The organism is Ensifer adhaerens (assembly GCF_020035535.1).
GTDB lineage: Bacteria > Pseudomonadota > Alphaproteobacteria > Rhizobiales > Rhizobiaceae > Ensifer.
Window position 1 is genome coordinate 3,504,038 of the sequence record NZ_CP083349.1, and the last position, 22,393, is coordinate 3,526,430.

Here is a 22,393-nt window from a genome sequence, read left to right on the forward strand (position 1 = left end):
GATCGTTCCACGAAGCGCGCGCTTGCAATGGATTGATCAGGCTTTTTCGGGAAAGGAAAGCTCGCGCGGACGTGTCCCGCGCTTTGGGACTGCATGATGCGATAGACTCCAAGTATCTCGATCGAGATACTGGGGCCGTCCCCATGCGCAGCACCGACGCGGGTCGTCCCGCGTGCGCCTGACCTAGAGGCAATTTGCAGTCGGGTCAAGTCGACGCTTGCCGGCCCATGCGGACGCAGGCTAGCCGAAACGGCGATGATCGGCGAGCACGTCTTCGATCACCGCAGCTTGCTTCGCCTTCTCATTGTCGGCCGCCCCGGTCATGCCGGCCAGCACGATCAGCGCCTTCCAGAGCGTCCAGCCACGGCCGCGGGCCCAGGCGCCGCGATCGAGCGCCATGCCATCGCGGAAGACTTCACGGCTTTCGCCATGGAAGAACGTCCAGGCGATCGCGAGGTCGCAGGCGGGGTCGCCGACGCCAGAAGTGCCAAAATCGATGACGGCACTTAAACGGCCATTCTCGACCAGAAGATTGCCCCAGGCGATGTCACCGTGAAACCAGACTGGCGCGCCCTCAAACGGTTGGGCGAGTGCTGCGTCCCACACCTCGCCTGCCGCCGCCGTATCGACCTGCCCGTCGAGCAGCGTGAGCGCCTGGCGCGTCTGCTCATGATAGAAGGCCGGCGGACCGCCGCGGTGGAAATTGTGGTCGCCGGGCAAGGGTCCGCCGGCGGCATCCGCCTGCCGCAACGCACGCAGAAACCGCGTGAGATCCTTTGCCCCCTCGCGAAGATCTGCAACCCGCTCCACCGTCAATGTCTCGCCCCGAAGCCAGCGATAGACCGACCAGGGCCGCGGAAACCCTTCGCCCGGCACACCCCTGGCCAGAGGCACCGGTATGGGCAACGGCAATTGCGGCGCCAACCGCGGCAGCCAGCGGTGCTCCTTCTCCACCTGCAGCACGTAGTGTTCGGCGCTCGGCAGGCGCACGGTCATCTCTTCGCCGAGCATGAACGTCCTGTTGTCCCAGCCGCCGGGCTCGATCGGGCGCACCTCAAGATCTGACCACTGCGGAAGCTGTGTCGCGATCAGCCGCCGTACCAGCGACGCATCGATCACGAGTTCGGCCGGATTTTCTGCCATGGTATGTCCCATCTGCTGTGTTGGCCCCGAAACTATGTGATTGCTCCTGGATTTCAACTTCCTGGTTCACCGAAACTCTCCTTCAGCGGCGCGTTGTGCCGGGATGCAACAGCCACTCGCCGATATCGGCGGTTGCATATTGCCGCCGCAGCGGATTTCGGGGATGAAGAGGGTCCAGACCCGTTGATAACCGAGACCATGGAAGCCCGGCCGACCGATCACCTTTTGCTGGAGGTCCCGCGCCTCGTCGCGCCCCGTCGGGCAGGCGGGGCAGCATGAGCGCGACCCGTGGCAAGATACCGGCTCCAAAACGTGCTGGGCGAACGGGACTTCGGTTCTTTCTCATCGCCCTCATCCTGATCGTTACCGCCATTCTCGCGACGGCCCTGCTCGCCAACGAACAGCGCAACCTCAGGAAAGTGCTCCTGGCGCTGGGCCTGCCGACGACCCTCCTTGACAAGAGCAAGCCCCCCGAACCGATAGGCGACAAGCCCGCGAAGCGTGAACAACCGCGCATCGCACTGCCCGTCTGGACCTTCCAGGATCTGCGGACGCCGGAGCAGCAGTTCCTGCGCGTCATCCGCAGCGACCCAAAGGCGCTCTGCGACGAGTTGCGTGACGCCGGCTTCCGTGAGCTCGAATGGAAAGCGGGTGCCGGTGAGCGTGCCCAATGGGAATGTTCGTCGCTTGTCTCCTTCCCGCGCCCGGGCGAGGGCAAGCCCTCATCGATCTTCATCTTCGTCAAGGGCAGCGGCGAGGAGGAAATCTCTTCGTTCCGCGTCAAGCTCAACATCGAACGACCGGAGGACCGCCAGGCCGTAACCACGGCCGCAGCGCGGGCGGCGTCCGTGTTCCTCGACCACGTGCGCTGGGCCGATGCTGCAAGCGTCACTCTGCAGATCCAGGCACTGAAGGAATTTGACCTCAAGCGCTTCGGCAGTCGCATCCAGTTCAAGCGCGAATCCGACGAAGCGACGACGCGCTTCAACTTTCTTGCCAATCAGCCGCCGCGGGCGCGACCGAAAAGCATTGCCGAACTCTATTTCGACCGGAGCAAATGGCTCGCCTATGGCGATGCCGAACTGCGCAGCTTTATCAAGGGCCCGACGGACTGGAACGTGCCGGCAAAAGTGCCGGATGGGAAGGAACCCGCCACGGTGCCATGACGATCTCGTCGTGCGCCGACAAAGTGAGGCGGACGCCTACCGATCGATCCGAGTCGAAAGGATGATGGACGACAGCGTCCGGTCGACGCCGTCGATCTCGCCGATGCGGTCGATCAGCAGATCGAGTTCGCTGATCGATGTCGCCGCGACCACGGCGATGAGATCGAAGCTCCCGCTGACCGAATGCAACGTCTGAATTTCGCGGATGGCGCTCAGCTCCGGGGTCACGCGAGAGAGCGCCCGCGGCGCGATGGTGATCAGCACATGCGCCTTGACCAGCCCCTTCTCGTAGCTCTCCGACAGCCGCACGCCATAGCCGGCGATGATCCCCTCCCGCTCCAGCCGTTCTATTCGCGCCTGCACGGTCGTGCGCGACAGGCCAAGCCGCCGGGCAATCGTTGCGGTCGGCATCCGGGCGTTTTCGCTGAGGATGGCCAGGAGCTCCCGATCCTTGTCGGCGATTTGCATATCGTCCGTCCGTTTAGGCAATCTGCCGAATATCACTAGTCGATTTATTCATTTTGGCGCTTCAAATCAACAGTCCCCAAGTGGACAATAGCGACAGATACAGTTCTCATACCCCGGGGGAAAGAATGAAGAATATCGTCGTCATCGGAGCAGGCAAAATCGGCTCCACCATCGCTCGCATGCTCGCCCACACCGGCGACTACAGCGTCTGCGTCGCCGACCGCAGCGCCGAGCAGCTGGAGCAGATCGAGAAGCATGCCGCGATCACGACGGCAACCGTCGACATCGGTGACAAGAAGGCGCTCGTCGCCCTTCTCTCCGGCAAATTCGCCGTGCTCAGCGCCGCTCCGTTCCACCTGACGGTCGCAATCGCCGAAGCTGCTGCAGAAGCCGGCATCCACTATCTCGACCTCACCGAAGACGTAGAATCCACCCGCCAGGTCAAGGCGATCGCCGCCAAGGCAAACACCGCCTTCATTCCGCAGTGCGGCCTCGCACCGGGCTTCATCTCGATCGTCGCCAACGATCTCGCCAGCCGCTTTGAGACGCTGGAAAGCGTGCGCATGCGCGTCGGCGCCCTGCCGCAGTACCCGTCGAACGCTCTGAACTATAACCTGACCTGGAGCACCGACGGCGTCATCAACGAATACATCGAGCCCTGCGAAGCGATCGTTGAAAGCAACCTCATCGAAGTGCCGGCCATGGAAGAGCGCGAAGAATTCTCGCTCGACGGCGTCACCTACGAAGCCTTCAACACTTCCGGCGGCCTCGGCACTCTCTGCGAATCGCTGAAGGGCAAGGTTCGGACGCTCAACTACAAGACCATCCGTTATCCGGGCCACGCCGCCATCATGAAGGCGCTGCTCAACGACCTCGGCCTGCGTCATCGCCGCGAAGTCCTCAAGGACATCTTCGAGAACGCCCTGCCGACCACCACCCAGGACGTCGTCGTCATCTTCGTGACGGTTTCGGGCTTCCGCGACGGTCGCCTGATCCAGGAAACCTACGCCAACAAGGTCTATAGCGGCGTCGTTGCCGGCCGCATGCAGAGCGGTATCCAGATCACCACGGCAGGCAGCATCTGCGCCGTGCTTGACCTGCTCGCCGACGGCAAGATCGCCTCGAAGGGCTTCGTCCGCCAGGAAGACATCGGCCTCGACACCTTCCTCGCAAACCGCTTCGGCCATTACTACGCTCAGAAGGGCGAAACCGCGCGCGTCGCCGGCTGATCCGTCAGCTGAAACGTGCCGGAATTTGGAGCGGGACAGACATCCCGTTCTCACCTAAGCAAAGCCCGGGTCTTGGCCCGGGCTTTTTTCTTTCCGTCAGGTGCTTGGCTGTCAGCATAGCCTTAGCTCCGTCCGAATTCGTCCTCTATGCGGATGATATCGTCTTCGCCGAGATAGGAGCCGGTCCGCACTTCGATCAGTTCCAGCGGGATCTTGCCGGGGTTATGAAGCCGGTGAACGATTCCCGGCGGAATGTAGACCGACTCGTTCTCGTGCAGCATTCGGGTTTCCCCGGACATCGTGATCTCCGCTGTGCCGCGTACCACGATCCAATGCTCTGCCCGATGATGATGCTTCTGCAGCGAAATCTTCTTGCCGGGGTTCACGCGCAGCCGTTTGACCGCGAAGCGCTCTCCGTCCGAAATGGCGGCAACCGCCCCCCAGGGGCGATAGGACGTCGGGTGGATCTCCGTCAGGGCCGTCGTCTGCGGCGATTTCGCCAGCGTCTTGACGATAGCACCGACGCTCTGGCTATCGGCCAGCCGGCCGACATAGACGGCATCCTCACCTGCAATGACGGCAACATCATCGAGCCCCTGAACCGCCAGGTGGATGTCGCGCGACAGGACGAGTGAGTTGCGCGTGTTCGACACCGTCGCCTTGTCGGTGACGACGTTGCCGTCGGCGTCCTTCTCTCCCGTCTTCCAGACAGCGTCCCAGCTGCCAAGATCCGACCAGAGGAAGGACGACGGCACCACGGCTGCCCGCTCGGTCTTTTCAAAGACCGCATAATCCACCGAGATGTCGGGTGCAGCGGCAAAGCTCGCTGCATCCAGCCGCGTGAAGTCGAGATCCTTCTGCGCCCTGTCGAGTGCGAGCCTCGTGGCTTCCCAGACCTGTGGCGCGTGACGCTTCATCTCGTCGAGGAAAGGTTTTACCGGCAGCATGAACATGCCGGAGTTCCAGAGATAGCGTCCGGTTTCAAGCATCGTTTCGGCCTTGGCGCGGTCGGGCTTCTCGACGAAACGGGCCACGCGGTTCGTGCCCGCCGTCAATTCCTCGCCACGCTCGATGTAGCCATAGCCGGTGGCGGGTTCGGTCGGCGTGATGCCGAAGGTCACCAGTTCTCCGTGACGGGCAGCCTGATGCGCCCTGAGGATACAATCGCTGTAGACATCGCCGGCATCGATCTCGTGATCCGAAGCAAGCACCTGCATGACGGCGTTCTTGCCGAAGCGGGCGAGAATCTGGAAGGCCGCGGCAGCAAGCGCAGGAGCAGTATTGCGCGCAACCGGCTCCAGCAGGATGTCACCGAGGTGAACGTCGATCGCCCGGGCCTGCTCGGCGACGATGAAGCGAAAGTCGCTGTTTGTGACGATGATGGCCGGCTCGAACTGGCTGGCATCGCGAACGCGCTCCAGCGTTTGCTGAAACAACGAACGATCTGAAAGGATCTGCAGGAATTGCTTCGGCGCGGCGGCGCGGGAAAGCGGCCAGAGGCGTGTACCCCGTCCGCCTGCCATGATCACCGGAACAATCTTCGACGTCATGCCGGCGCCTCTTGTCTTTGAGTTGATTCTTCGGAGAACACTAAAGGGCTTCTCGTGAAGAATAGCTAAAGCGCCGTTCCGGGCAAGCTGTTCGCCGCAGTGAAGGTTAGGCAGTATGACGAAAAGCGGACGCGGCATCCCGCTCGTATCCCGTTGCAGGATCCTGATCCCAAGTGCCGCAAGAATCTTGCCGCCAACAAAAAACCCCGCTCGAAGGCGGGGCTTTCTCATTCGCGTCACCCTTCCGGGTGTCCCTTTCAGGCAGGGATCACGACTTCGCCAAGCTTAGTCAGTTCGGCAATGAACTGCTCCAGGCGGGTCTTCTTCTCGTCGCCGGCGCCATCCAGCTCGGCACGAACCGAATCGATGCGGTTTTCGAGGATCGAGCGGTCCAGTTCGTCGACATGAACGGCGGACGCGGCAAGCAGCGTGCAGCCGGTCGGCAGGATATCGGCAAACCCGCCGAACACTGCAAAGCGCTCGATCTTGCCGTCGGCCGTCTTCACCGTGACCACGCCGGGCTTGACCGTCGTCATCGTCGGAGCGTGATTGGCCATCACGGTCATCTCGCCCTCGGTCGCCGGGATGACGACTTCGGTCGCCTTTTCGGAAACGAGCAGGCGCTCGGGGGAAACAAGCTCAAAGTTGAAATCGGCCATGACCATTCACTTCTTCGTGGGCGCGCCACCCGAAGGCGGCTGTGCATGTCTTCCCTGCCTTTCGCGGAAGGCAGGATGAAAGCCTCGGCGCGCGGTCGCGCCGAGGCTTAACAGTGCTATCAAGCGGCTTCTGCAGCCAGCTTCTTGGCCTTTTCGATCGCTTCTTCGATCGAGCCGACCATGTAGAAGGCAGCTTCCGGCAGATGGTCGTACTCGCCGTTGACCAGGCCCTTGAAGCCCTTGATCGTGTCTTCGAGAGCGACGAGCTTGCCCGGCGAACCGGTGAAGACTTCGGCTACGAAGAACGGCTGCGACAGGAAGCGTTCGATCTTACGAGCGCGGGCAACGGCCAGCTTGTCTTCTTCAGACAGTTCGTCCATGCCCAGGATGGCGATGATGTCCTGGAGAGCCTTGTAGCGCTGCAGGGTCGTCTGAACCTTACGCGACACTTCGTAGTGCTCTTCGCCAACGATCATCGGGTCGAGCATGCGCGACGTGGAGTCGAGCGGGTCAACGGCCGGGTAGATGCCCTTTTCAGCGATCGAGCGCGACAGAACGGTCGTTGCGTCCAGGTGGGCGAACGAAGTTGCCGGTGCCGGGTCGGTCAAGTCGTCAGCCGGAACGTAGATGGCCTGAACCGAGGTGATCGAGCCCTTGGTCGTGGTGGTGATGCGTTCCTGCATCTGACCCATGTCGGTCGCCAGCGTCGGCTGGTAGCCCACGGCCGAAGGAATACGGCCGAGCAGAGCCGATACTTCGGAACCTGCCTGGGTGAAGCGGAAGATGTTGTCGACGAAGAACAGAACGTCCTGGCCCTTGTCGCGGAAGTCTTCAGCGATCGTCAGACCGGTGAGAGCAACGCGAGCGCGTGCGCCCGGCGGTTCGTTCATCTGGCCGTAAACCAGCGCAGCCTTGGAGCCTGCGCCGCCGCCGTGCTTGTTAACGCCGGACTCGATCATTTCGTGGTAAAGGTCGTTGCCTTCGCGGGTACGTTCACCCACGCCGGCGAATACCGAGTAACCACCGTGCGCCTTGGCGACGTTGTTGATCAGTTCCATGATGAGAACGGTCTTGCCGACGCCTGCACCGCCGAAGAGGCCGATCTTGCCGCCCTTTGCGTAAGGAGCGAGAAGGTCGACGACCTTGATGCCGGTGACGAGGATCTGCGCTTCCGTCGACTGTTCGACGTAGGACGGCGCTTCCTGGTGGATGGCGCGCTTGCCGGAGGTGACGAGCGGACCCGCTTCGTCGACCGGCTCGCCGATGACGTTCATGATACGGCCGAGCGTTTCGTCGCCGACCGGAACCGTGATCGGTGCACCGGTGTCGGTGACCGACTGGCCGCGAACCAGACCTTCGGTCGAGTCCATGGCGATCGTGCGAACGGAGTTTTCGCCGAGGTGCTGTGCAACTTCGAGAACGAGGCGGTTACCGTTGTTGTCGGTTTCCAGTGCGTTCAGGATCTGCGGAAGCTGGCCTTCGTCAAACGCGACGTCGACGACGGCGCCGATGACCTGCGTTACGCGACCGACAGCGCCGGTTGCGGCAACTGCTGCGGTCTTGGCGGAAGCTGCCTTCCTCGGTGCAGCGGGCTTCTTTTCCGCTACGGTTTCTTTCGGGGTAGCTGCCTTAGCCATAATCCTTACCCTCTTCTCGTAACCTTAGAGCGCTTCCGCGCCCGAGATGATTTCAATGAGTTCCTTGGTGATCTGAGCCTGGCGCTGACGGTTGTAGTTCAGCGTCAGCTTGTTGATCATCTCACCAGCATTGCGCGTCGCGTTATCCATCGCGCTCATCTTCGCACCCATTTCGCCGGCGACGTTCTCGAGCAGGGCCCGGAAGATCTGCACCGAAATGTTGCGCGGAATGAGGTCGCTCAGGATCGCGCCCGCGTCCGGCTCATATTCGTAGACGGCCGAAGCATCCGATGCTTCCGCTGCGACCGGGCCGGCCGAGGCGGGGATCAACTGCTGTGCCGTCGGAATCTGGGCGATAACGGACTTGAACTCGGAGTAGAACAGCGTGCAGACATCGAACTCGCCCTTTTCGAAGAGCGCGATGATCTTGTGGCCAATCTGGTCAGCGTTTTCAAAGCCGATCTTCTTGACTTCACGCAGGTCGACACGATCGATGATCAGCGACGCGAATTCGCGACGCAGAATATCGAAGCCCTTCTTGCCGACGCAGATGATCTTGACCGTCTTGCCGGCTGCGAGCAGCTTGCGAACGTGGTCGCGGGCATGACGGGCGATCTGCGAGTTGAAGCCGCCGCAAAGACCGCGTTCAGCCGTGCAGACGACCAGAAGATGCGTGTCATCCTTGCCGGTTCCCGTCATCAGCCGCGGCGCGCCGTCGTCCGCGCCAACCGCCTGGGCGATGTTGGCGAGAACGGCAGCCATGCGCTGCGAATAAGGCCGGGCGGCCTCGGCCGCCTCCTGCGCACGCCGAAGCTTCGCCGCGGCGACCATTTTCATCGCCTTGGTGATCTTCTGCGTCGCCTTGACGGAGGCGATCCGGTTCTTCAGATCCTTAAGTGAAGGCATCCGTTATCCGTCCTAAATGAAATCCGCTCAGGCGAAAGACTTGGCGAAGCTGTCGATTGCAGCCTTCAGCTTGCCCTTGACGTCGTCGGAGATCGCCTTGTCCTTGCGGATGGTTTCCAGGATGTCCTTGCCTTCCGAACGCATGTAGGAAAGCAGGCCCTGCTCGAACTTGCCGACCTGGTTGACCGGAAGCTTGTCGAGGTAGCCGTTGACGCCAGCGAAGATCACAGCGACCTGCTCTTCCGTCTTCAGCGGCGAGAACTGCGGCTGCTTCAGGAGTTCGGTCAGGCGGGCACCGCGGTTCAGGAGGCGCTGCGTAGCGGCATCGAGGTCAGAGCCGAACTGCGCGAAGGCGGCCATTTCGCGATACTGGGCGAGTTCGCCCTTGATCGAGCCGGCAACCTGCTTCATCGCCTTGATCTGAGCGGCCGAGCCAACGCGCGAAACCGACAGACCGACGTTAACGGCCGGACGGATGCCCTGGTAGAACAGGTCGGTTTCAAGGAAGATCTGGCCGTCGGTGATCGAGATCACGTTGGTCGGGATGAACGCCGAAACGTCGTTGCCCTGCGTTTCGATGACCGGCAGAGCCGTCAGCGAACCGGCGCCATTGTCGTCCGAGAGCTTTGCAGCGCGCTCGAGCAGGCGGGAGTGCAGGTAGAAAACGTCGCCCGGGTAAGCTTCGCGGCCCGGCGGGCGGCGCAGCAGGAGCGACATCTGACGGTAGGAAACAGCCTGCTTGGACAGGTCGTCGTAGCCGATCAGGGCATGCTTGCCGTTGTCACGGAAGTATTCACCCATCGCGCAACCGGCGAACGGTGCGAGGTACTGCATCGGAGCCGGATCGGACGCCGTCGCAGCAACGATGATCGAGTACTGCAGAGCGCCGCGCTCTTCCAGAACCTTCACGAACTGGGCAACCGTCGAACGCTTCTGGCCGATTGCGACGTAGACGCAATACAGCTTGTCACCTTCTGGACCATTGTCGTGAATGGCCTTCTGGTTGAGGATCGTGTCGAGGATGATGGCGGTCTTGCCGGTCTGGCGGTCGCCGATGACGAGCTCGCGCTGGCCACGGCCAACCGGGATGAGGGCGTCGATGGCCTTGAGGCCGGTCGACATCGGCTCATGCACCGACTTGCGCGGAATGATGCCCGGAGCCTTGACGTCAACGCGCGAGCGCTGCTTGGCGTTGATCGGACCCTTGCCGTCGATCGGGTTGCCGAGCGCGTCAACGACGCGGCCGAGCAGTTCCGGACCAACCGGTACGTCCACGATGGCGCCAGTCCGCTTTACGGTGTCGCCTTCCTTGATGTCACGGTCCGAACCGAAAATAACGACACCGACGTTGTCGGCTTCGAGGTTCAGCGCCATGCCGCGAATTCCACCCGGGAATTCGACCATCTCGCCTGCCTGGACATTGTCGAGGCCGTAGACGCGGGCAATACCGTCACCGACGGAAAGCACCTGACCGACTTCGGAGACTTCTGCTTCCTGGCCGAAATTTTTGATCTGATCTTTGAGAATTGCGGAAATTTCCGCGGCGCGGATATCCATCAGCCGACCTCTTTCAGTGCAAGCTTAAGGGTAGAGAGTTTGGTGCGAAGGGAAGTGTCAATCTGGCGGGACCCGACCTTGACGATCAGACCTCCAAGAATAGACGGGTCGACGGTGACGTTGACCGCCACGTCTTTGCCGGTGACGCTCTTCAGCGTCGCCTTCAATTCGTTTTCCTGCGCTGCGGTGAGCGCATGGGCCGACGTGACGTCGGCGGAGATTTCGCCACGATGGCGCGCGGCGATCAGGCGGAACGCCTTGATCATGCCCGGCAGCGCGAAGAGGCGACGGTTACGGGCAACGACCTTGAGGAAGTTGCCGACGAGCCCGGAGATACCAGCCTTTTCGGCAACCGCCGAAATGGCCTTGAACTGGTCGTCTGCAGAAAAGACCGGGCTCGCGATCAGCCGCTTCAGGTCGTCGCTGCCATCGATCAGGGCCTGGACGCGGGTAAGATCCGCACCGACTGCCTCGATGGAACCGGCGCTGAGCGCAAGTTCAAAAAGCGAGGACGCATATCTTTCTGCAACACCGGAAATAAGCTGGGATGTGTCTGCCACGGGCACAAGCTTCTCTCAATTTCATCCAAGAACCGAGCTGGCGGTGGGCCGTCAACTTAACATCTTGAATTTGCTGCAATAACTTGCAGGATATCGAGGCCTGGCGACCCACTTCCCCCGCAATTCGCGGTTCGTCTAGCATAGGATGTTTGGACTCGCAACACGCGAACGGCAGGAATGCGGCATAAGTCGGCCACCTTTGGCCGAATTTTGCCGTAAATTCGTTTCCTGCGTTGTGAATCGCGGAATGACCCGCGCGCGATCAGATCATGCCGAAGACGTAGGCGAGCGGAAGGATGGCGAGTGCCGCCTGAACGAAGAGCGCCAGCCAGTTGTAGACCGTGCCGCCATTGTCACTCATCATCGAGAGAATTCGGCCGAAAGCGGCAAGGGCGAAAGCTGCCCCCATGGCAAGGTAGACCATCGGCTGCGCCAGCAGGATCGCAGCAAGTCCCAGCCCGATATGCATGCCGCCCATGGTGGAGCGCGCTTCGGCGTAGCCGCCGCGCCGTCCCTCGGCAAGGCCGATGCCGGCCGCGCGAAAGGCGAGCCGCGGCGCAAACAGCATGACGATGCCGATCAGCGCCGCGGCCGCGGCGGCGCAGAAGGCGAGGAATTCGCCGGTTTCCGTCGGAATGTAGAATTCCATGTCCGTTCCCGCAGATGAGCCCGTTATCATGCCGCCCCATCCTGTTGCCGAGACGAAGCGTGCCTGACCTCTAGCGCATGTCGTAGCGGTTGTGAATCGCCCGCGGCCTCATCAATGCGACGATCACAGGAAACTTGAGCCTAAAGGAAGCTCTGGGGATCGATGTCGAGCTGGACGCTGATCGAGCCGCGCTCCTTGGGGCCGGCGGCGATCATCGCCTTGACGAAGGCCTGCATGTCGCTGTTGCGCCGTCCATGCACCAGCAGGCGGAAGCGGTGCCGCCCGCGGATCAGCGCCAGCGGCGCTTCCGCGGGGCCGAGAATGGTGATGCCATCGGTCCGGGGTGCGGCCATGCGCAGGCCTCGCGCATGGCCTTCGGCGTCCTGGCGACTATCGGCCGAGACGATCAGCGAGGCGAGCCGGCCGAACGGCGGCAGCAATGCCTTCTCGCGCTCGGCGATCTCGCGGTCGTAGAAAGCGTCGGCATTGCCGGAAACGATCGCTTGCATCACCGGATGCTGCGGCTGGTAGGTCTGCAGCAACCCAAGGCTCTTGAGGCCGGTTCGCCCGGCGCGGCCGGTGACCTGCGAGAGCAGCTGGAAGGTCCGCTCCGCCGCCCGTGGATCGCCGTTCGCCAGACCGAGGTCGGCATCGACAATGCCGACCAGCGTCATCAGGGGGAAGTTATGCCCCTTGGCAACGAGCTGGGTGCCGATGACGATATCGGCTTCGCCACGCGTGATGGCTTCAAGCTCCAGCCTCAGCCGTTTGACGCCCATCAGGTCCGAAGAAAGCACGATGGTACGCGCCTCGGGGAAATGCCGCTCCACCTCTTCGGCGATCCGCTCGACCCCCGGGCCGCAGGCGACCAGATGATCGAGCGTGCCGCATTCCGGGCAGGCTTCCGGCGTGCGTTCGGAATAGCCGCACTGGTGGCACTGGATCTGCCCGCGGAAGCGGTGTTCGACCAGCCAGCTTGAGCAATCAGGGCACTGGAAGCGATGGCCGCAGACGCGGCAAAGCGTCAGCGGTGCGTAGCCACGCCGATTGAGGAAGAGCAGCGCCTGTTCGCCACGCTCGACCGCCTTGCCGATCTGGTTGATGAGAACCGGCGAAAGGAAGCCACCGCGCGCCGGTGGATGCTGGCGCATGTCGACCACGCCGAGCCGCGGCAGCGCCGCATCGCCGAAGCGGGTCGGCAGGTGGATCGGCTTGTAGCGTCCGACCTCGCCATTGACCCGGCTTTCGAGCGATGGCGTCGCCGAGACGAGCACGACGGGAAAGCCGGTGATGCGACCACGAACGACCGCCATGTCGCGCGCATTGTAGAAGACGCGGTCCTCCTGCTTGTAGGCCGGGTCGTGCTCTTCGTCGACAATGATGAGCCCCAGTTCCTCGAAGGGCAGGAACAGCGCCGAGCGGGCGCCGGCAACGACCCGGACCGTGCCTGTCGTCACTTGGCGCCAGACTTTTTCGCGGGTACGCGGTGCGAGGTCCGAATGCCACTCGGCGGGCTTCGCGCCGAAGCGATCCTGGAAGCGTTCGAGGAAGCTCGACGTCAGCGCGATCTCGGGAAGCAGGATCAGCACCTGCTTGCCGGCGCGAAGCGTCGCGGCAATCGCCTCGAAATAGACCTCGGTCTTGCCCGAACCGGTGATGCCGTCGATCAGCGACACCGAAAAGCCCCCCTCCTCGACCGCAGCGAGCAGATCGGCCGCCGCTTCCTTCTGCGGGCCTTCGAGCCTGGGGGCGGTAAAATCGGGATCGGGCAAGGCAACGACCGGAGGCGGCGCCATGAAGACGGTCTCGAAGACGCCTTGCTGAGTCAGCCCTTCGATCACACTCGACGAGGTGCCAGCGGCATGCGCCAGCCCCGAGCGCGTCCAGGAAAAACCGTCGCTGGCGGCAGCGATCACGCGCTCGCGCGCCGCCGTCATGCGCTCCGGCCGCATCTCCGTCAGCCGCAGGGCTTCCACCATCGGTTCCGGATCGAAGGCCGCCGGTGCGCGTAGCGCCATCCGCGCAACCAGCCCAGGCGGCGTGACGGTATAGGCGGCAACCCAATCGAGAAAGGTCCGCATGTCGCGCGTCAGCGGCGGGCAGTCGAAAGCCTTCTCGATCGTCTTGAGTTTCTTGGCATCGACGCTCCCGTCATCGTCGCCATCCCAGACGACGCCGACGACGAGGCGCGGCCCGAGCGGCACCTGCACGATCGAGCCCGGCTCAACCGCCATGCCGTCGGGAACCGCATAGGAATAGGCTTTCGGCGCCGGCATGGGCACCAGGACCGGCACGACGCGACGGACCGAAACGGGCCCGAGCAAATCGCCGAATAAATCGGTTGAATCGCGAGTCATTTTGCCGTGACCTTGCCACGTGTTTCGGTTAAAGAAAACTGCGCTGCGAACCGCAGCCTTGCAGGCCGCAGGGTTTGTCACGGTTCCACCAGAGTTTCAACGCGCGCGATCTCTGCCAACGGAATTCCTCCCCGGTAGATATGCGCCGAACGGCAATCGTGCCCCAAGGGAGTGACCCCATGAAATTTTTCGTTGATACCGCCGACGTCAAGGAAATCCGCGAGCTGAACGATCTCGGCCTTCTCGATGGCGTCACCACAAATCCGTCGCTGATCCTGAAGTCGGGCCGCGACATCACGGAAGTCACCAAGGAAATCTGCTCGATCGTCGACGGCCCGGTTTCGGCTGAAGTGACCGCCACCGAATACGCCGAGATGATGAAGGAAGCGGCCGTTCTCGCGAAGATCGCCGACAATATCTGCATCAAGCTGCCGTTGACGCTCGACGGCCTCAAGGCCTGCAAGGCGCTGACCTCGGACGGCCACGAGACCAATGTGACGCTGTGCTTCTCGGCCAACCAGGCGCTGCTTGCCGCCAAGGCCGGCGCCACCTTCATCTCGCCCTTCGTCGGCCGTCTCGACGACATCGCCTTCGACGGCATGGACCTGATCCGCGAGATCCGCCACATCTACGACAACTACGGCTACGAGACCGAGATCCTTGCAGCCTCGATCCGCACCGTGAACCACGTCAAGGAAGCGGCCCTCATCGGCGCCGACGTCGTCACCGCGCCGCCAGCCACGCTGAAGGCGCTGGTCAAGCACCCGCTGACTGACAAGGGCCTCGAAACCTTCCTGGCCGACTGGGCCAAGACCGGCCAGAAGATCGCCTGATTGTTTCGGGAATGAACAAGAAAACCCCGCAGCGATGCGGGGTTTTTTGTTGCCTACTCGTCGTCGTCCATCAACCCCGTCAACCGCATGCCGTCGATCCAGGTGGCGCTGTCCTTGCGGATCACCCGGCGCGGACGGATGCCTGAGCGCTGCCGCACTTCCTCCGCCAGTCGTTCCGAATGGGTGACGATCCAGATCTGGCTTTCACGTGAGGCGCTGGCGATCATGTCGGCAAGCGCCGGCAGCATCTCCGGATGCAGGCTGGTCTCCGGCTCGTTCAGCGCGATGAAGCGGGGACGACGGTAAGATAGCAGCGCCGCCGCCAGCGCCAGGAACCGCATCTGCCCGTCGGAAAGCTCGCGCGGCGAAAACGGCCGGCTGGGAAAATCCGGAAAGACCAGCGAGAATTCGGCGAACTGACCGGGCTCGGGAACATCGAGATAGGCACCACCGAAGGCATCGGCGATAGCACGGTCGAGGTCGACCGTATCCTGCCGTGTGTGCCTGAGCGTCGCAAAGACTGCGGCCATGTTGACGCCAGTCTCGTCGAGCATCGGCGCCGTCACGGCAAGACAGGGCAGCCGAAGAGGCGAATCGCGATCCGTGCGGAAGCCGTGGAAGAACCGCCATTGATCGACGGCACGGCGAAAGGTCCCGACCTCCGGATAGTGACCGGCATCGCCGAGCAGCGAGATCGCCGTCTCCGAGGTCAGCGCCGTTTCCGGATAGTCCTCCATCCGCCCGCGCTCGCCGCGCACGAAAATGCCGGGGCCGGATCGCTTCATCATCGTCACCGGCCGCCTGCCGGTTTCGACCGTCAGTTCCTCTTCCTTGACCTGGGGCTCATAGGCAAAGCCGGCGGCAGCCAATGGCGGACGAAGTCCTGCCTCGATGCGGTAGCGAAAGGTGATCGCCTGCTCCTCGTCCAAGAGTTCGGTTTCCAATCGTATGCGCGCCGGCTTGTCGGCGCGGCGGCGGCCGCTCCAGAGCGCCGACGACATGCCGCCCTCTTCGGCGATCTCGCGCGCCAAGGTCCCGCGCGTGGCGGACTGCACCAGCTGAAGCGCCCGATAGAGGTTGGATTTGCCGACGCCGTTCTCGCCGATGAACAGGTTGACCCCGGTCAGATCCATGCGGATCGACTTCAACGAACGGTAGTTTTCGGCGAACATGGATTGAAGCTGCATGGCTCAAGACCTACCCGATCCGCCGCCCGGCGTGAAGCCGGCAGACATGGCGCGGCCGGTCGTTAGAGCGCGGCCGCCGCCTGCAACCGGGGCTGGAACGATGCGTCCGCATCCATGGCCAGATCGAAGACCGTGTGCCGTTCGAGCGCCTTCGTCACCTCGCCGGGCTCGCCTTCCAGCGCCTCCGGCGGGATCAAGTTGCCGATGCGGAAGTCGAAGTGGTCGCCCTTCTTGTTGAGCAACTCATGAAACACGGTCATGTCGCGCAGTTCCGTCGACCACTTGGCGAACCAGTAGAACAGGCCGGAATTGCGGGCGCTCATATGCACCGGCAGGATCGGCAGGCCGTACTTGCGTGCAAACCCCACCGCGGACGTCTTCCATGGCCGCTCGTTGAGGCAGCCGTCCGCCCAGAAGGCGATGCGCCCGGACGGAAAGAGCACCGTCGCCTTGCCTTCGCCGATCGCCCGGTTGGTCACCTGCAGCGTCTCGCGCGCCTTCAGCTTGCTCTTGTGCTCTTCGCGCCATTCGACCGGGATGACCATTTCGACGAAACGCGGATTGACGCGGATGGCGTCGCGATTGGCGAAGAACATCATGTCCGGCCGTCGTGTTTTCAGCAGGTCGAAGACGGCGATCCCGTCGGCAATTCCGGTCGGGTGGTTGCTGACCAGCAGGAAGCCGCCCTTGGTCGGAATCCGCTCGGCCCGGTCGACCCGCACATCCAGCGACAGAAGCGAACTCAGATGTTCGAAGGCCTGAAAGCCGGGCATGTTGGCGACCGCATCGGCAAACTCGTGTGCCTTGCGATAGTTCAGCAATGCATAGAGGAAGGGTCGCACCAGCGGCCACATGGGGCTCTTGACGATGCGCTGCCCGCGCTCGGCAATCAGGGTATCGACGATGTGACCAGGCTGCCCCTGTGAGACCAGGGCGATTACTTCAGCAAAATGCGCGAATCCGTTCACCGAATCCCGTCCCGCCATAGTCCGATCCGATTCTTTCCGGCTGAACATCGCAATTCTATATGATCGAAGAATGACAGATTCCAAGGGCGCATTAGCAAAAACATAAGACGCATCAGAGCATTGTCGCGGATGAAACATCTTGGAAAATGACAATGAACGAGCTCCTCGTCATCGGCCATCCGGAACTCCTCGCCGAGCGTCAGCGTTGGCTCGACGGGCTGATGCGGGAACGTCGCCTCTCGGATAACACCGTCGAGGCCTATGAGCGTGACACGCGCCAGTTCCTGACGTTCCTGACCGGGCATCTGGCCGGACCGCCGCGACTTTCCGATATCCGCACGCTGCGGCCGGCGGATCTGCGTGGCTTCCTCGCCCAGCGCCGCAAGGGAGGCGCCGGCGCTCGCACGCTCGGCCGCGGGCTCGCCGGCCTGCGCTCCTTCCTCCGCTTCCTCGAGCGCAACGGTCTCGCCAATGCCGCCGGCGCCACTGCGGTGCGCTCGCCGAAGCAACCGAAATCCCTGCCGAAACCGCTGACCGATCGCGATGCGCTCAACGTCGTGACCGCGGAGGCGCAGCTTGCCGAGGAGCCTTGGATCGCCGCCCGCAATGCCGCGGTATTGACCCTGCTTTACGGATGCGGCCTGCGCATTTCCGAGGCGCTCGGCCTGACCCCGGGCGATTTTACCGGCGCGCCCTCGTCGCTGCGCATCGTCGGCAAGGGCGGTAAGACCCGCCTCGTGCCGCTGATCGAAGCGGCGCGCCAAGCCGTTGCCACCTATATCAAGCTCTGCCCCTACCAGATCGCGGCCGATGAGCCGCTGTTTCGCGGCGCCCGCGGCGCCAAGCTGCAGCCCGCGATCATCCAGCGCGAAATGCAGAAGCTGCGCGGTGCCCTCGGCCTGCCGGACACGGCAACGCCGCATGCGCTGCGCCACTCCTTCGCCACCCATCTGCTTGCCGGCGGCGGCGATCTCAGAACCATTCAGGAGCTTCTTGGCCATGCCAGCCTGTCCACGACGCAGGTCTATACCGGCGTCGATTCCGCACGGCTTTTGGAAATCTATGACCGCGCCCATCCGCGCGCCTGATTTTCGGCGAAACGATGGATTAACCATGCCCCTTAAGGAAGCCGTGACCGGCCCGGGCCTAGGGTTCTGCAACGACCGTCCGACCGTCGGGGAACAATGATGACCGCCTTTGCGAGACCTGATCGAAACCTGCCCCGCAACCTGCTCGCATGGGTCTCGGACGGTACACTCTGGCTGATTGCCCTGTTGCACGTTGTCCTGGCCGCCAGCCTCGTCGTGACCCTCTTCTTTGTCGCGGAAGCCGATGCGAAGGAAGCCGAATGCGGCGGTTCGAATGTCCTGACCGCCCTTGCCAAGTCGGACCCGACAAGGTTCGCAGCACTCGAAGCCGAAGCCGCAGCCGTCCCGAACGGCAAGGGCATCTTCTGGAAGATCGAGAAGGACGGCATCGCACCTTCCTGGCTGCTCGGCACCATGCACGTCACCGATCCGCGTGTGCTGGCGCTTCCGACCGAGGCGCCGGCCGCCTTCGAGGCAGCGTCCACCGTCATCGTCGAATCGGACGAAATCATCGACGAGAAGAAATCGGCCGCCGCGATCCTGATGCGGCCCGACCTCACCATGTTCCCGGACAACAAGACGATCGCCGACTTCCTGAAGCCCGGCGATCGTGAAAGGCTTGAAGCGGGTCTCAAGGCGCGCGGCATTCCGCTGACGCTGGTGGCGCGCATGAAGCCGTGGATGATCGCAAGCTTCGTCGCCTTGCCCGCCTGCGAGATCACCCGCAAGGCGACGGGTGCCTCCTTCCTCGACAAGAAGATTGCCGAAGATGCGGTCAGCCAGGGCAAAGCGCTCAAGGGCCTGGAGTCGCTGATCGAACAGCTCGCGGCGATGGACTCTCTTCCGACCGAACTGCACCTGCGCGCCCTTATCGAGACGCTGGCGCTCGGCAAGACGATCGACGACGTCTTCGCGACGATGACCGACCTGTACCTTGCCGGTGATACCGGCATGATCATGCCGATGATGAGGGCCGTCGACACGACGTCGAGCGACGATTTCGGCTATGCCGATTTCGAGCAGCGCATTATCGTCGACCGCAACAGGACGATGGCAACGCGCGCCGAACCGATCCTGAAGAACGGCGCGGCCTTCATGGCCGTCGGCGCGCTGCACCTTCCGGGCAAGGAAGGTCTGGTCGAACTGCTGCGCGCCCAGGGCTTCACGGTCACGCGCGCCAACTGACAGCGCCGGCCGGTGGAGGATGTCGGCCGGATTTACGTTTAATTCTGCACGGGCGTGCGCGAAGCGACTTCGGAGGTACGCGCCATAGCGCCGTCACCCTCGATCCTGCCCAGGCGGCGAAAACCCCAAAACGCAGCGCCAACGATCAAGGCACCAGCCGCCAGCGCGATGGTGAAGCCGGCTTGCACACCGAAGCGCGCGACCACCGCCCCTGATACCGCCGCCCCTGCCGCAACGCCGACCCCGAGACCGGTGGTCAACCAGGTCAGCCCCTCCGTCAGCTTCGACGGCGGCACGGCGATTTCCCCAATGCTCAGGGCGACGATCATCGTCGGTGCGAAGAACACGCCCGAAACGAACATCATCGTTGCAAGGCTGCCGATCCCGCCGACGAACAGAAGCGGCAACGTGCTGGCGGCCGTCATGCCCGCGCCGATCAGGAACAGCTTCGGCAGCGGCAGGCCGAGCCTGACTGCACCAAACGCCAGACCGGCGATGCAGGAACCGAGCGCATAAAGCGAAAGCACGAGGCTCGCAGCGGCCGGTCGTCCTTCGGCCTCGGCAAAGGCCACGCTGACCACATCGATCGTGCCGACGATCACGCCCATGCCGGCAAGCGCCACGATAAGCACACGCAGCGCCGGGTAACGAAGAACCGAACCCGGCGCCATCGTCTCGGCCAGTATGACGGGTGGCTCGGTTCCTTTCTGCAGCACGAAGGCGGTAACGCCGACGGCAAGGAATACCGCGGCTGCCAGCGGTCCGGCCTCGGGAAACAACCCGACACTCAGTCCTACCGCAATGGGAGGCCCGACGATAAAGCAGATCTCGTCGAAAACCGATTCGAGCGAAAAGGCTGTCTTCAACGCGGGACGACCGCGATAGAGTTCGGTCCACCGCGCTCGGGTCATCGCCGACATGCTGGGCGTGCATCCCGCGAGGATCGCAAAGACGAAGAGCGTCCAGTCCGGGGCCCGCCAATGGGTTGAAGCCAGCAGAGCCGACGTGCCGAGAATACTGAGCACCGTGGCAAGCGGCAGGATGCGGCTCTGGCCGAACCGATCGACGAGCCGTGAAACCTGCGGCGCCAGCAGTGCCGAGGCAAGCGTGAACGCCGCGGCAACGCCGCCGGCGAGCCCATAGCTGCCGCGCGACTGAGCCAGCATGGTGATGATGCCGATCCCCATCATCGACAGCGGCAGGCGCGACACCAATCCCGCCAGGGTGAAGCCCAGCGTGCCTTTGACGGCGAAAATCTGTCGGTAGGGATTGGCCATGAAAACTCCGGTAATGCGCCTGCACGTCGCGCCAATGACATACGCGACGCATGCAAGTGATATTGACATACGCTTCGCATGTCAATTAACATACGATACGTATGCAAAAGGAGCGGCAAATGCCAAGGCGCGCACGCAGCGACATGATCGCGGAGACCAGGGGAAAGCTGATCGCCGCCGCGCGGGATGCCTTCAGCCGGCGCGGTTACGCCGAGACCTCCATGGACGACTTCACCGCTTCGGCCGGCCTCACCCGCGGCGCGCTCTATCACCATTTCGGCGACAAGAAGGGCCTGCTGCAGGCTGTCGTGGAAACCCTGGACGCCGGGATGGATGTGCGGCTCGATGCCGCCTCCGAGGCCGCGGATCTATGGGAAGGGTTCGTGCGCCGCTGTAAGCTCTATCTGGAGATGGCGCTCGAGCCGGAGATTCGACAAATCGTGTTGAAGGACGCACCGGCAGTTCTCGGCGCAAGCGTGCTGGAGCCGAGCAGGCGGCAATGCCTCGCTTCGCTCGCCGCCCGGCTTTCGGCCATGATGGCCGGGGGCATCGTGCGTCAGGGGGATGCGGAGACATTGGCGCGGCTGATCAATGGCGCCCTCGCCGATGCGGCGCTCTGGATTGCAGAGGCGGATGATCCGGCCACGCGCTTGGCCAGCGCGAGCGACAACTTGGACCTGCTGCTCTTCGGGCTGAAGAACGAGATTTCAGCTTAGCCGCCCGGACCCGCCACCCGCGCCAAAAGGGTCGGCACGATCATCTTGTGAAACGGCGTGACCGCCGCAAGGTAAACCCGCCCGAACGCATTGTGCCGCCGGACGAGTGTGGTGACGCCGACGATCTGGTTGACGGCCGATCCTGCCCTGACGTCCACGACGATGCGAAAATCGAGATGTTTGTCGTCGAAGCCGAGCACCACTTCGTCATCGCTTTTCGACAGCACCGGGAACGCCCCGACCAAGCCGAAACGACCCGGCTTCGGCGCGGCCGACTTCAGGCCGACGATCGAGACTACGCCGTTGCGAAGCCGCAGAAGCTCGCGGATCCATCGCGGCGAACGGCCCAGCGAACGTTCGGCCGCTTCCGCAGCGGTCACGCCCTTGCCGTCAAGGGCAAGCTCGAATCGGTCGGCCCAATCTGCTTCCGGTAGATGCCGGTTCGGCAGAGAGATGGCCACGGCTCTCGGTTTCATGTTTCCTCCTGATGCCTCGGCATCGCTTGTGGTGTGAAACATGATTGCGCCGCCCACCGCCACTGGACAGGGGGCCGCTTGTCGCAGCCCTCGGGCCAATCGTCACATCCCGCCCTGCGCAACAGACCATTGCTCGCCAAGCACCAGGCTCTTCCCTTCCATCGGCCAAGCTGCATAACTCAAGCGGAACGGTGCAAATTCTGGAGACGAACAATGGAAACCAGCTACGACACGCGCGAACTCGAAATGGTCGTGCTGATGACGCCTGATATGGCGAACTTCAGCGGCAAGGTCCACGGCGGCGCGCTGCTCAATCTCCTGGATCGCGTGGCCTTCTCCTGCGCTTCGCGCTATTCGCAACAATATGCGGTGACCCTTTCGGTTGACCAGGTGATCTTTCGCCAGCCGATCCATGTCGGCGAACTCGTCACCTTCCGCGCTGCGGTCAACAATGCCGGCCGCACCTCTATGGAAATCGGCATCCGGGTCGAAGCCGAAAACATCCGCAGCGGCGAACGCCGCCATACCAATTCCTGTTATTTCACCATGGTCGCGGTCGATGCCGACGGAAGCCCGACGCCTGTTCCCGCCCTTGTCACCGATACCGCCGACCGCAAGCAGCGGCAGCGCGCGGCAGAGGCACGGCGCACCCTCAGGCGCGAGTTCGAAGAGCGTTTCCACGCGATCAGGTCTGCTTCTGAGGAGTGAGGCCGTCGCCAGGACCAGAAAGGCCGATGGCAATAATGTCAGCAAGCGCTGACGTTGCGCAGGTGAACAGCAGC

Annotated in this window: 21 protein-coding genes; 7 read left to right on the plus strand and 14 right to left on the minus strand. The window is 62.9% G+C overall.

Annotation, left to right across the window (positions count from 1 at the left end; genetic code table 11):
* Positions 1 to 240 precede the first annotated feature (240 nt).
* Positions 241 to 1,143, minus strand: coding sequence for an aminoglycoside phosphotransferase family protein (locus LAC81_RS17110; RefSeq protein ID WP_223725770.1), 903 nt, complete (start codon positions 1,141 to 1,143; stop codon positions 241 to 243).
* A 275-nt stretch (positions 1,144 to 1,418) separates the two neighbouring features.
* Here LAC81_RS17110 and LAC81_RS17115 point away from each other — a divergent pair, with 275 nt between their 5' ends.
* Positions 1,419 to 2,309: a DUF6030 family protein gene (locus LAC81_RS17115; RefSeq protein WP_223725771.1), complete on the plus strand. Its 891-nt coding sequence runs from the start codon at positions 1,419 to 1,421 to the stop codon at positions 2,307 to 2,309.
* Positions 2,310 to 2,345: 36 nt separating this feature from the next.
* On the opposite strand, the gene LAC81_RS17120 is transcribed toward LAC81_RS17115, so the two are convergent.
* Positions 2,346 to 2,777: an Lrp/AsnC family transcriptional regulator gene (locus LAC81_RS17120; RefSeq protein WP_223725772.1), complete on the minus strand. Its 432-nt coding sequence runs from the start codon at positions 2,775 to 2,777 to the stop codon at positions 2,346 to 2,348.
* A 125-nt stretch (positions 2,778 to 2,902) separates the two neighbouring features.
* Between LAC81_RS17120 and LAC81_RS17125 the strand changes: the two genes are divergently transcribed.
* On the plus strand, positions 2,903 to 4,006 hold the full coding sequence (locus LAC81_RS17125) for a saccharopine dehydrogenase family protein (RefSeq protein ID WP_113535242.1): 1,104 nt from the start codon (positions 2,903 to 2,905) through the stop codon (positions 4,004 to 4,006).
* 122 nt (positions 4,007 to 4,128) lie between these two features.
* Here the strand turns inward: LAC81_RS17125 and LAC81_RS17130 are convergent, their stop codons facing one another.
* The 8 genes from LAC81_RS17130 to LAC81_RS17165 form a co-directional block, all read right to left on the minus strand.
* Entirely contained in the window at positions 4,129 to 5,556 is a 1,428-nt protein-coding gene (locus LAC81_RS17130; protein WP_223725773.1) for a mannose-1-phosphate guanylyltransferase/mannose-6-phosphate isomerase, read from the minus strand.
* A 257-nt stretch (positions 5,557 to 5,813) separates the two neighbouring features.
* Positions 5,814 to 6,215: a F0F1 ATP synthase subunit epsilon gene (locus LAC81_RS17135; RefSeq protein WP_223725774.1), complete on the minus strand. Its 402-nt coding sequence runs from the start codon at positions 6,213 to 6,215 to the stop codon at positions 5,814 to 5,816.
* Positions 6,216 to 6,334: 119 nt separating this feature from the next.
* Positions 6,335 to 7,852: a F0F1 ATP synthase subunit beta gene (atpD, locus tag LAC81_RS17140; RefSeq protein ID WP_113535244.1), complete on the minus strand. Its 1,518-nt coding sequence runs from the start codon at positions 7,850 to 7,852 to the stop codon at positions 6,335 to 6,337.
* Positions 7,853 to 7,876: 24 nt separating this feature from the next.
* Positions 7,877 to 8,758 carry a F0F1 ATP synthase subunit gamma gene (locus LAC81_RS17145; protein ID WP_223725775.1) on the minus strand — a complete coding sequence of 294 codons (882 nt, stop codon included), beginning with the start codon at positions 8,756 to 8,758 and terminating at the stop codon, positions 7,877 to 7,879.
* A 27-nt stretch (positions 8,759 to 8,785) separates the two neighbouring features.
* Positions 8,786 to 10,315 (minus strand): F0F1 ATP synthase subunit alpha, encoded by a 1,530-nt coding sequence (gene atpA / locus LAC81_RS17150; RefSeq protein WP_057255020.1) that lies wholly within the window; start codon positions 10,313 to 10,315, stop codon positions 8,786 to 8,788.
* Positions 10,315 to 10,875 (minus strand): F0F1 ATP synthase subunit delta, encoded by a 561-nt coding sequence (locus tag LAC81_RS17155; protein WP_291153236.1) that lies wholly within the window; start codon positions 10,873 to 10,875, stop codon positions 10,315 to 10,317. The genes atpA and LAC81_RS17155 overlap by 1 nt, the downstream gene beginning before the upstream one ends.
* A 262-nt stretch (positions 10,876 to 11,137) precedes the next feature.
* On the minus strand, positions 11,138 to 11,524 hold the full coding sequence (locus LAC81_RS17160) for a DUF4345 domain-containing protein (RefSeq protein WP_223725776.1): 387 nt from the start codon (positions 11,522 to 11,524) through the stop codon (positions 11,138 to 11,140).
* A gap of 140 nt (positions 11,525 to 11,664) precedes the next feature.
* Entirely contained in the window at positions 11,665 to 13,881 is a 2,217-nt protein-coding gene (locus LAC81_RS17165; protein ID WP_223725777.1) for a primosomal protein N', read from the minus strand.
* A 179-nt stretch (positions 13,882 to 14,060) separates the two neighbouring features.
* On the opposite strand from LAC81_RS17165, the gene fsa reads away from it, so the two are divergent.
* Complete coding sequence (gene fsa, locus LAC81_RS17170; RefSeq protein WP_043613920.1) at positions 14,061 to 14,714, plus strand: fructose-6-phosphate aldolase; 654 nt, start codon at positions 14,061 to 14,063, stop codon at positions 14,712 to 14,714.
* 53 nt (positions 14,715 to 14,767) lie between these two features.
* Here fsa and LAC81_RS17175 read toward each other — a convergent pair whose 3' ends face one another.
* Together LAC81_RS17175 and LAC81_RS17180 are read right to left on the minus strand one after the other, a co-directional pair.
* On the minus strand, positions 14,768 to 15,901 hold the full coding sequence (locus LAC81_RS17175; RefSeq protein ID WP_223725778.1) for an AAA family ATPase: 1,134 nt from the start codon (positions 15,899 to 15,901) through the stop codon (positions 14,768 to 14,770).
* A gap of 62 nt (positions 15,902 to 15,963) precedes the next feature.
* A complete protein-coding gene (locus tag LAC81_RS17180) occupies positions 15,964 to 16,887 on the minus strand; it encodes a GNAT family N-acetyltransferase (RefSeq protein ID WP_223725779.1) in 924 nt (307 codons plus the stop codon).
* Between the two features lie 134 nt (positions 16,888 to 17,021).
* Here LAC81_RS17180 and LAC81_RS17185 point away from each other — a divergent pair, with 134 nt between their 5' ends.
* Together LAC81_RS17185 and LAC81_RS17190 are read left to right on the plus strand one after the other, a co-directional pair.
* Entirely contained in the window at positions 17,022 to 17,957 is a 936-nt protein-coding gene (locus LAC81_RS17185) for a tyrosine recombinase XerC (RefSeq protein WP_113535251.1), read from the plus strand.
* Positions 17,958 to 18,056: 99 nt separating this feature from the next.
* The gene (locus tag LAC81_RS17190; protein ID WP_223725780.1) at positions 18,057 to 19,142 is read left to right on the plus strand and encodes a TraB/GumN family protein; all 1,086 of its coding nucleotides are present in this window, start codon (positions 18,057 to 18,059) and stop codon (positions 19,140 to 19,142) included.
* A gap of 38 nt (positions 19,143 to 19,180) precedes the next feature.
* On the opposite strand, the gene LAC81_RS17195 is transcribed toward LAC81_RS17190, so the two are convergent.
* Complete coding sequence (locus LAC81_RS17195) at positions 19,181 to 20,419, minus strand: MFS transporter (RefSeq protein WP_223725781.1); 1,239 nt, start codon at positions 20,417 to 20,419, stop codon at positions 19,181 to 19,183.
* Between the two features lie 143 nt (positions 20,420 to 20,562).
* Between LAC81_RS17195 and LAC81_RS17200 the strand changes: the two genes are divergently transcribed.
* Complete coding sequence (locus LAC81_RS17200) at positions 20,563 to 21,135, plus strand: TetR/AcrR family transcriptional regulator (RefSeq protein WP_223725782.1); 573 nt, start codon at positions 20,563 to 20,565, stop codon at positions 21,133 to 21,135.
* On the opposite strand, the gene LAC81_RS17205 is transcribed toward LAC81_RS17200, so the two are convergent.
* Entirely contained in the window at positions 21,132 to 21,611 is a 480-nt protein-coding gene (locus LAC81_RS17205) for a DUF2867 domain-containing protein (protein ID WP_223725783.1), read from the minus strand. The genes LAC81_RS17200 and LAC81_RS17205 overlap by 4 nt on opposite strands.
* Before the next feature lie 213 nt (positions 21,612 to 21,824).
* Between LAC81_RS17205 and LAC81_RS17210 the strand changes: the two genes are divergently transcribed.
* Positions 21,825 to 22,319 (plus strand): acyl-CoA thioesterase, encoded by a 495-nt coding sequence (locus LAC81_RS17210; RefSeq protein WP_223725784.1) that lies wholly within the window; start codon positions 21,825 to 21,827, stop codon positions 22,317 to 22,319.
* Positions 22,320 to 22,393 lie beyond the last annotated feature (74 nt).

Excerpts from the sequence above, each read along its gene's own strand:
- LAC81_RS17195 (WP_223725781.1), bottom strand. The coding sequence starts at position 20,419 with ATGGCCAATCCCTACCGACAGATTTTCGCCGTCAAAGGCACGCTGGGC.
- atpA (WP_057255020.1), bottom strand. The coding sequence starts at position 10,315 with ATGGATATCCGCGCCGCGGAAATTTCCGCAATTCTCAAAGATCAGATC.
- LAC81_RS17210 (WP_223725784.1), top strand. The coding sequence starts at position 21,825 with ATGGAAACCAGCTACGACACGCGCGAACTCGAAATGGTCGTGCTGATG.
- LAC81_RS17165 (WP_223725777.1), bottom strand. The coding sequence starts at position 13,881 with ATGACTCGCGATTCAACCGATTTATTCGGCGATTTGCTCGGGCCCGTT.
- atpD (WP_113535244.1), bottom strand. The coding sequence starts at position 7,852 with ATGGCTAAGGCAGCTACCCCGAAAGAAACCGTAGCGGAAAAGAAGCCC.
- LAC81_RS17160 (WP_223725776.1), bottom strand. The coding sequence starts at position 11,524 with ATGGAATTCTACATTCCGACGGAAACCGGCGAATTCCTCGCCTTCTGC.
- LAC81_RS17125 (WP_113535242.1), top strand. The coding sequence starts at position 2,903 with ATGAAGAATATCGTCGTCATCGGAGCAGGCAAAATCGGCTCCACCATC.
- LAC81_RS17190 (WP_223725780.1), top strand. The coding sequence starts at position 18,057 with ATGACCGCCTTTGCGAGACCTGATCGAAACCTGCCCCGCAACCTGCTC.
- LAC81_RS17175 (WP_223725778.1), bottom strand. The coding sequence starts at position 15,901 with ATGCAGCTTCAATCCATGTTCGCCGAAAACTACCGTTCGTTGAAGTCG.
- LAC81_RS17180 (WP_223725779.1), bottom strand. The coding sequence starts at position 16,887 with ATGGCGGGACGGGATTCGGTGAACGGATTCGCGCATTTTGCTGAAGTA.
- LAC81_RS17145 (WP_223725775.1), bottom strand. The coding sequence starts at position 8,758 with ATGCCTTCACTTAAGGATCTGAAGAACCGGATCGCCTCCGTCAAGGCG.
- LAC81_RS17120 (WP_223725772.1), bottom strand. The coding sequence starts at position 2,777 with ATGCAAATCGCCGACAAGGATCGGGAGCTCCTGGCCATCCTCAGCGAA.
- LAC81_RS17200 (WP_223725782.1), top strand. The coding sequence starts at position 20,563 with ATGATCGCGGAGACCAGGGGAAAGCTGATCGCCGCCGCGCGGGATGCC.
- LAC81_RS17135 (WP_223725774.1), bottom strand. The coding sequence starts at position 6,215 with ATGGCCGATTTCAACTTTGAGCTTGTTTCCCCCGAGCGCCTGCTCGTT.
- LAC81_RS17205 (WP_223725783.1), bottom strand. The coding sequence starts at position 21,611 with ATGAAACCGAGAGCCGTGGCCATCTCTCTGCCGAACCGGCATCTACCG.
- LAC81_RS17130 (WP_223725773.1), bottom strand. The coding sequence starts at position 5,556 with ATGACGTCGAAGATTGTTCCGGTGATCATGGCAGGCGGACGGGGTACA.
- LAC81_RS17185 (WP_113535251.1), top strand. The coding sequence starts at position 17,022 with ATGAACGAGCTCCTCGTCATCGGCCATCCGGAACTCCTCGCCGAGCGT.
- fsa (WP_043613920.1), top strand. The coding sequence starts at position 14,061 with ATGAAATTTTTCGTTGATACCGCCGACGTCAAGGAAATCCGCGAGCTG.
- LAC81_RS17110 (WP_223725770.1), bottom strand. The coding sequence starts at position 1,143 with ATGGCAGAAAATCCGGCCGAACTCGTGATCGATGCGTCGCTGGTACGG.
- LAC81_RS17115 (WP_223725771.1), top strand. The coding sequence starts at position 1,419 with ATGAGCGCGACCCGTGGCAAGATACCGGCTCCAAAACGTGCTGGGCGA.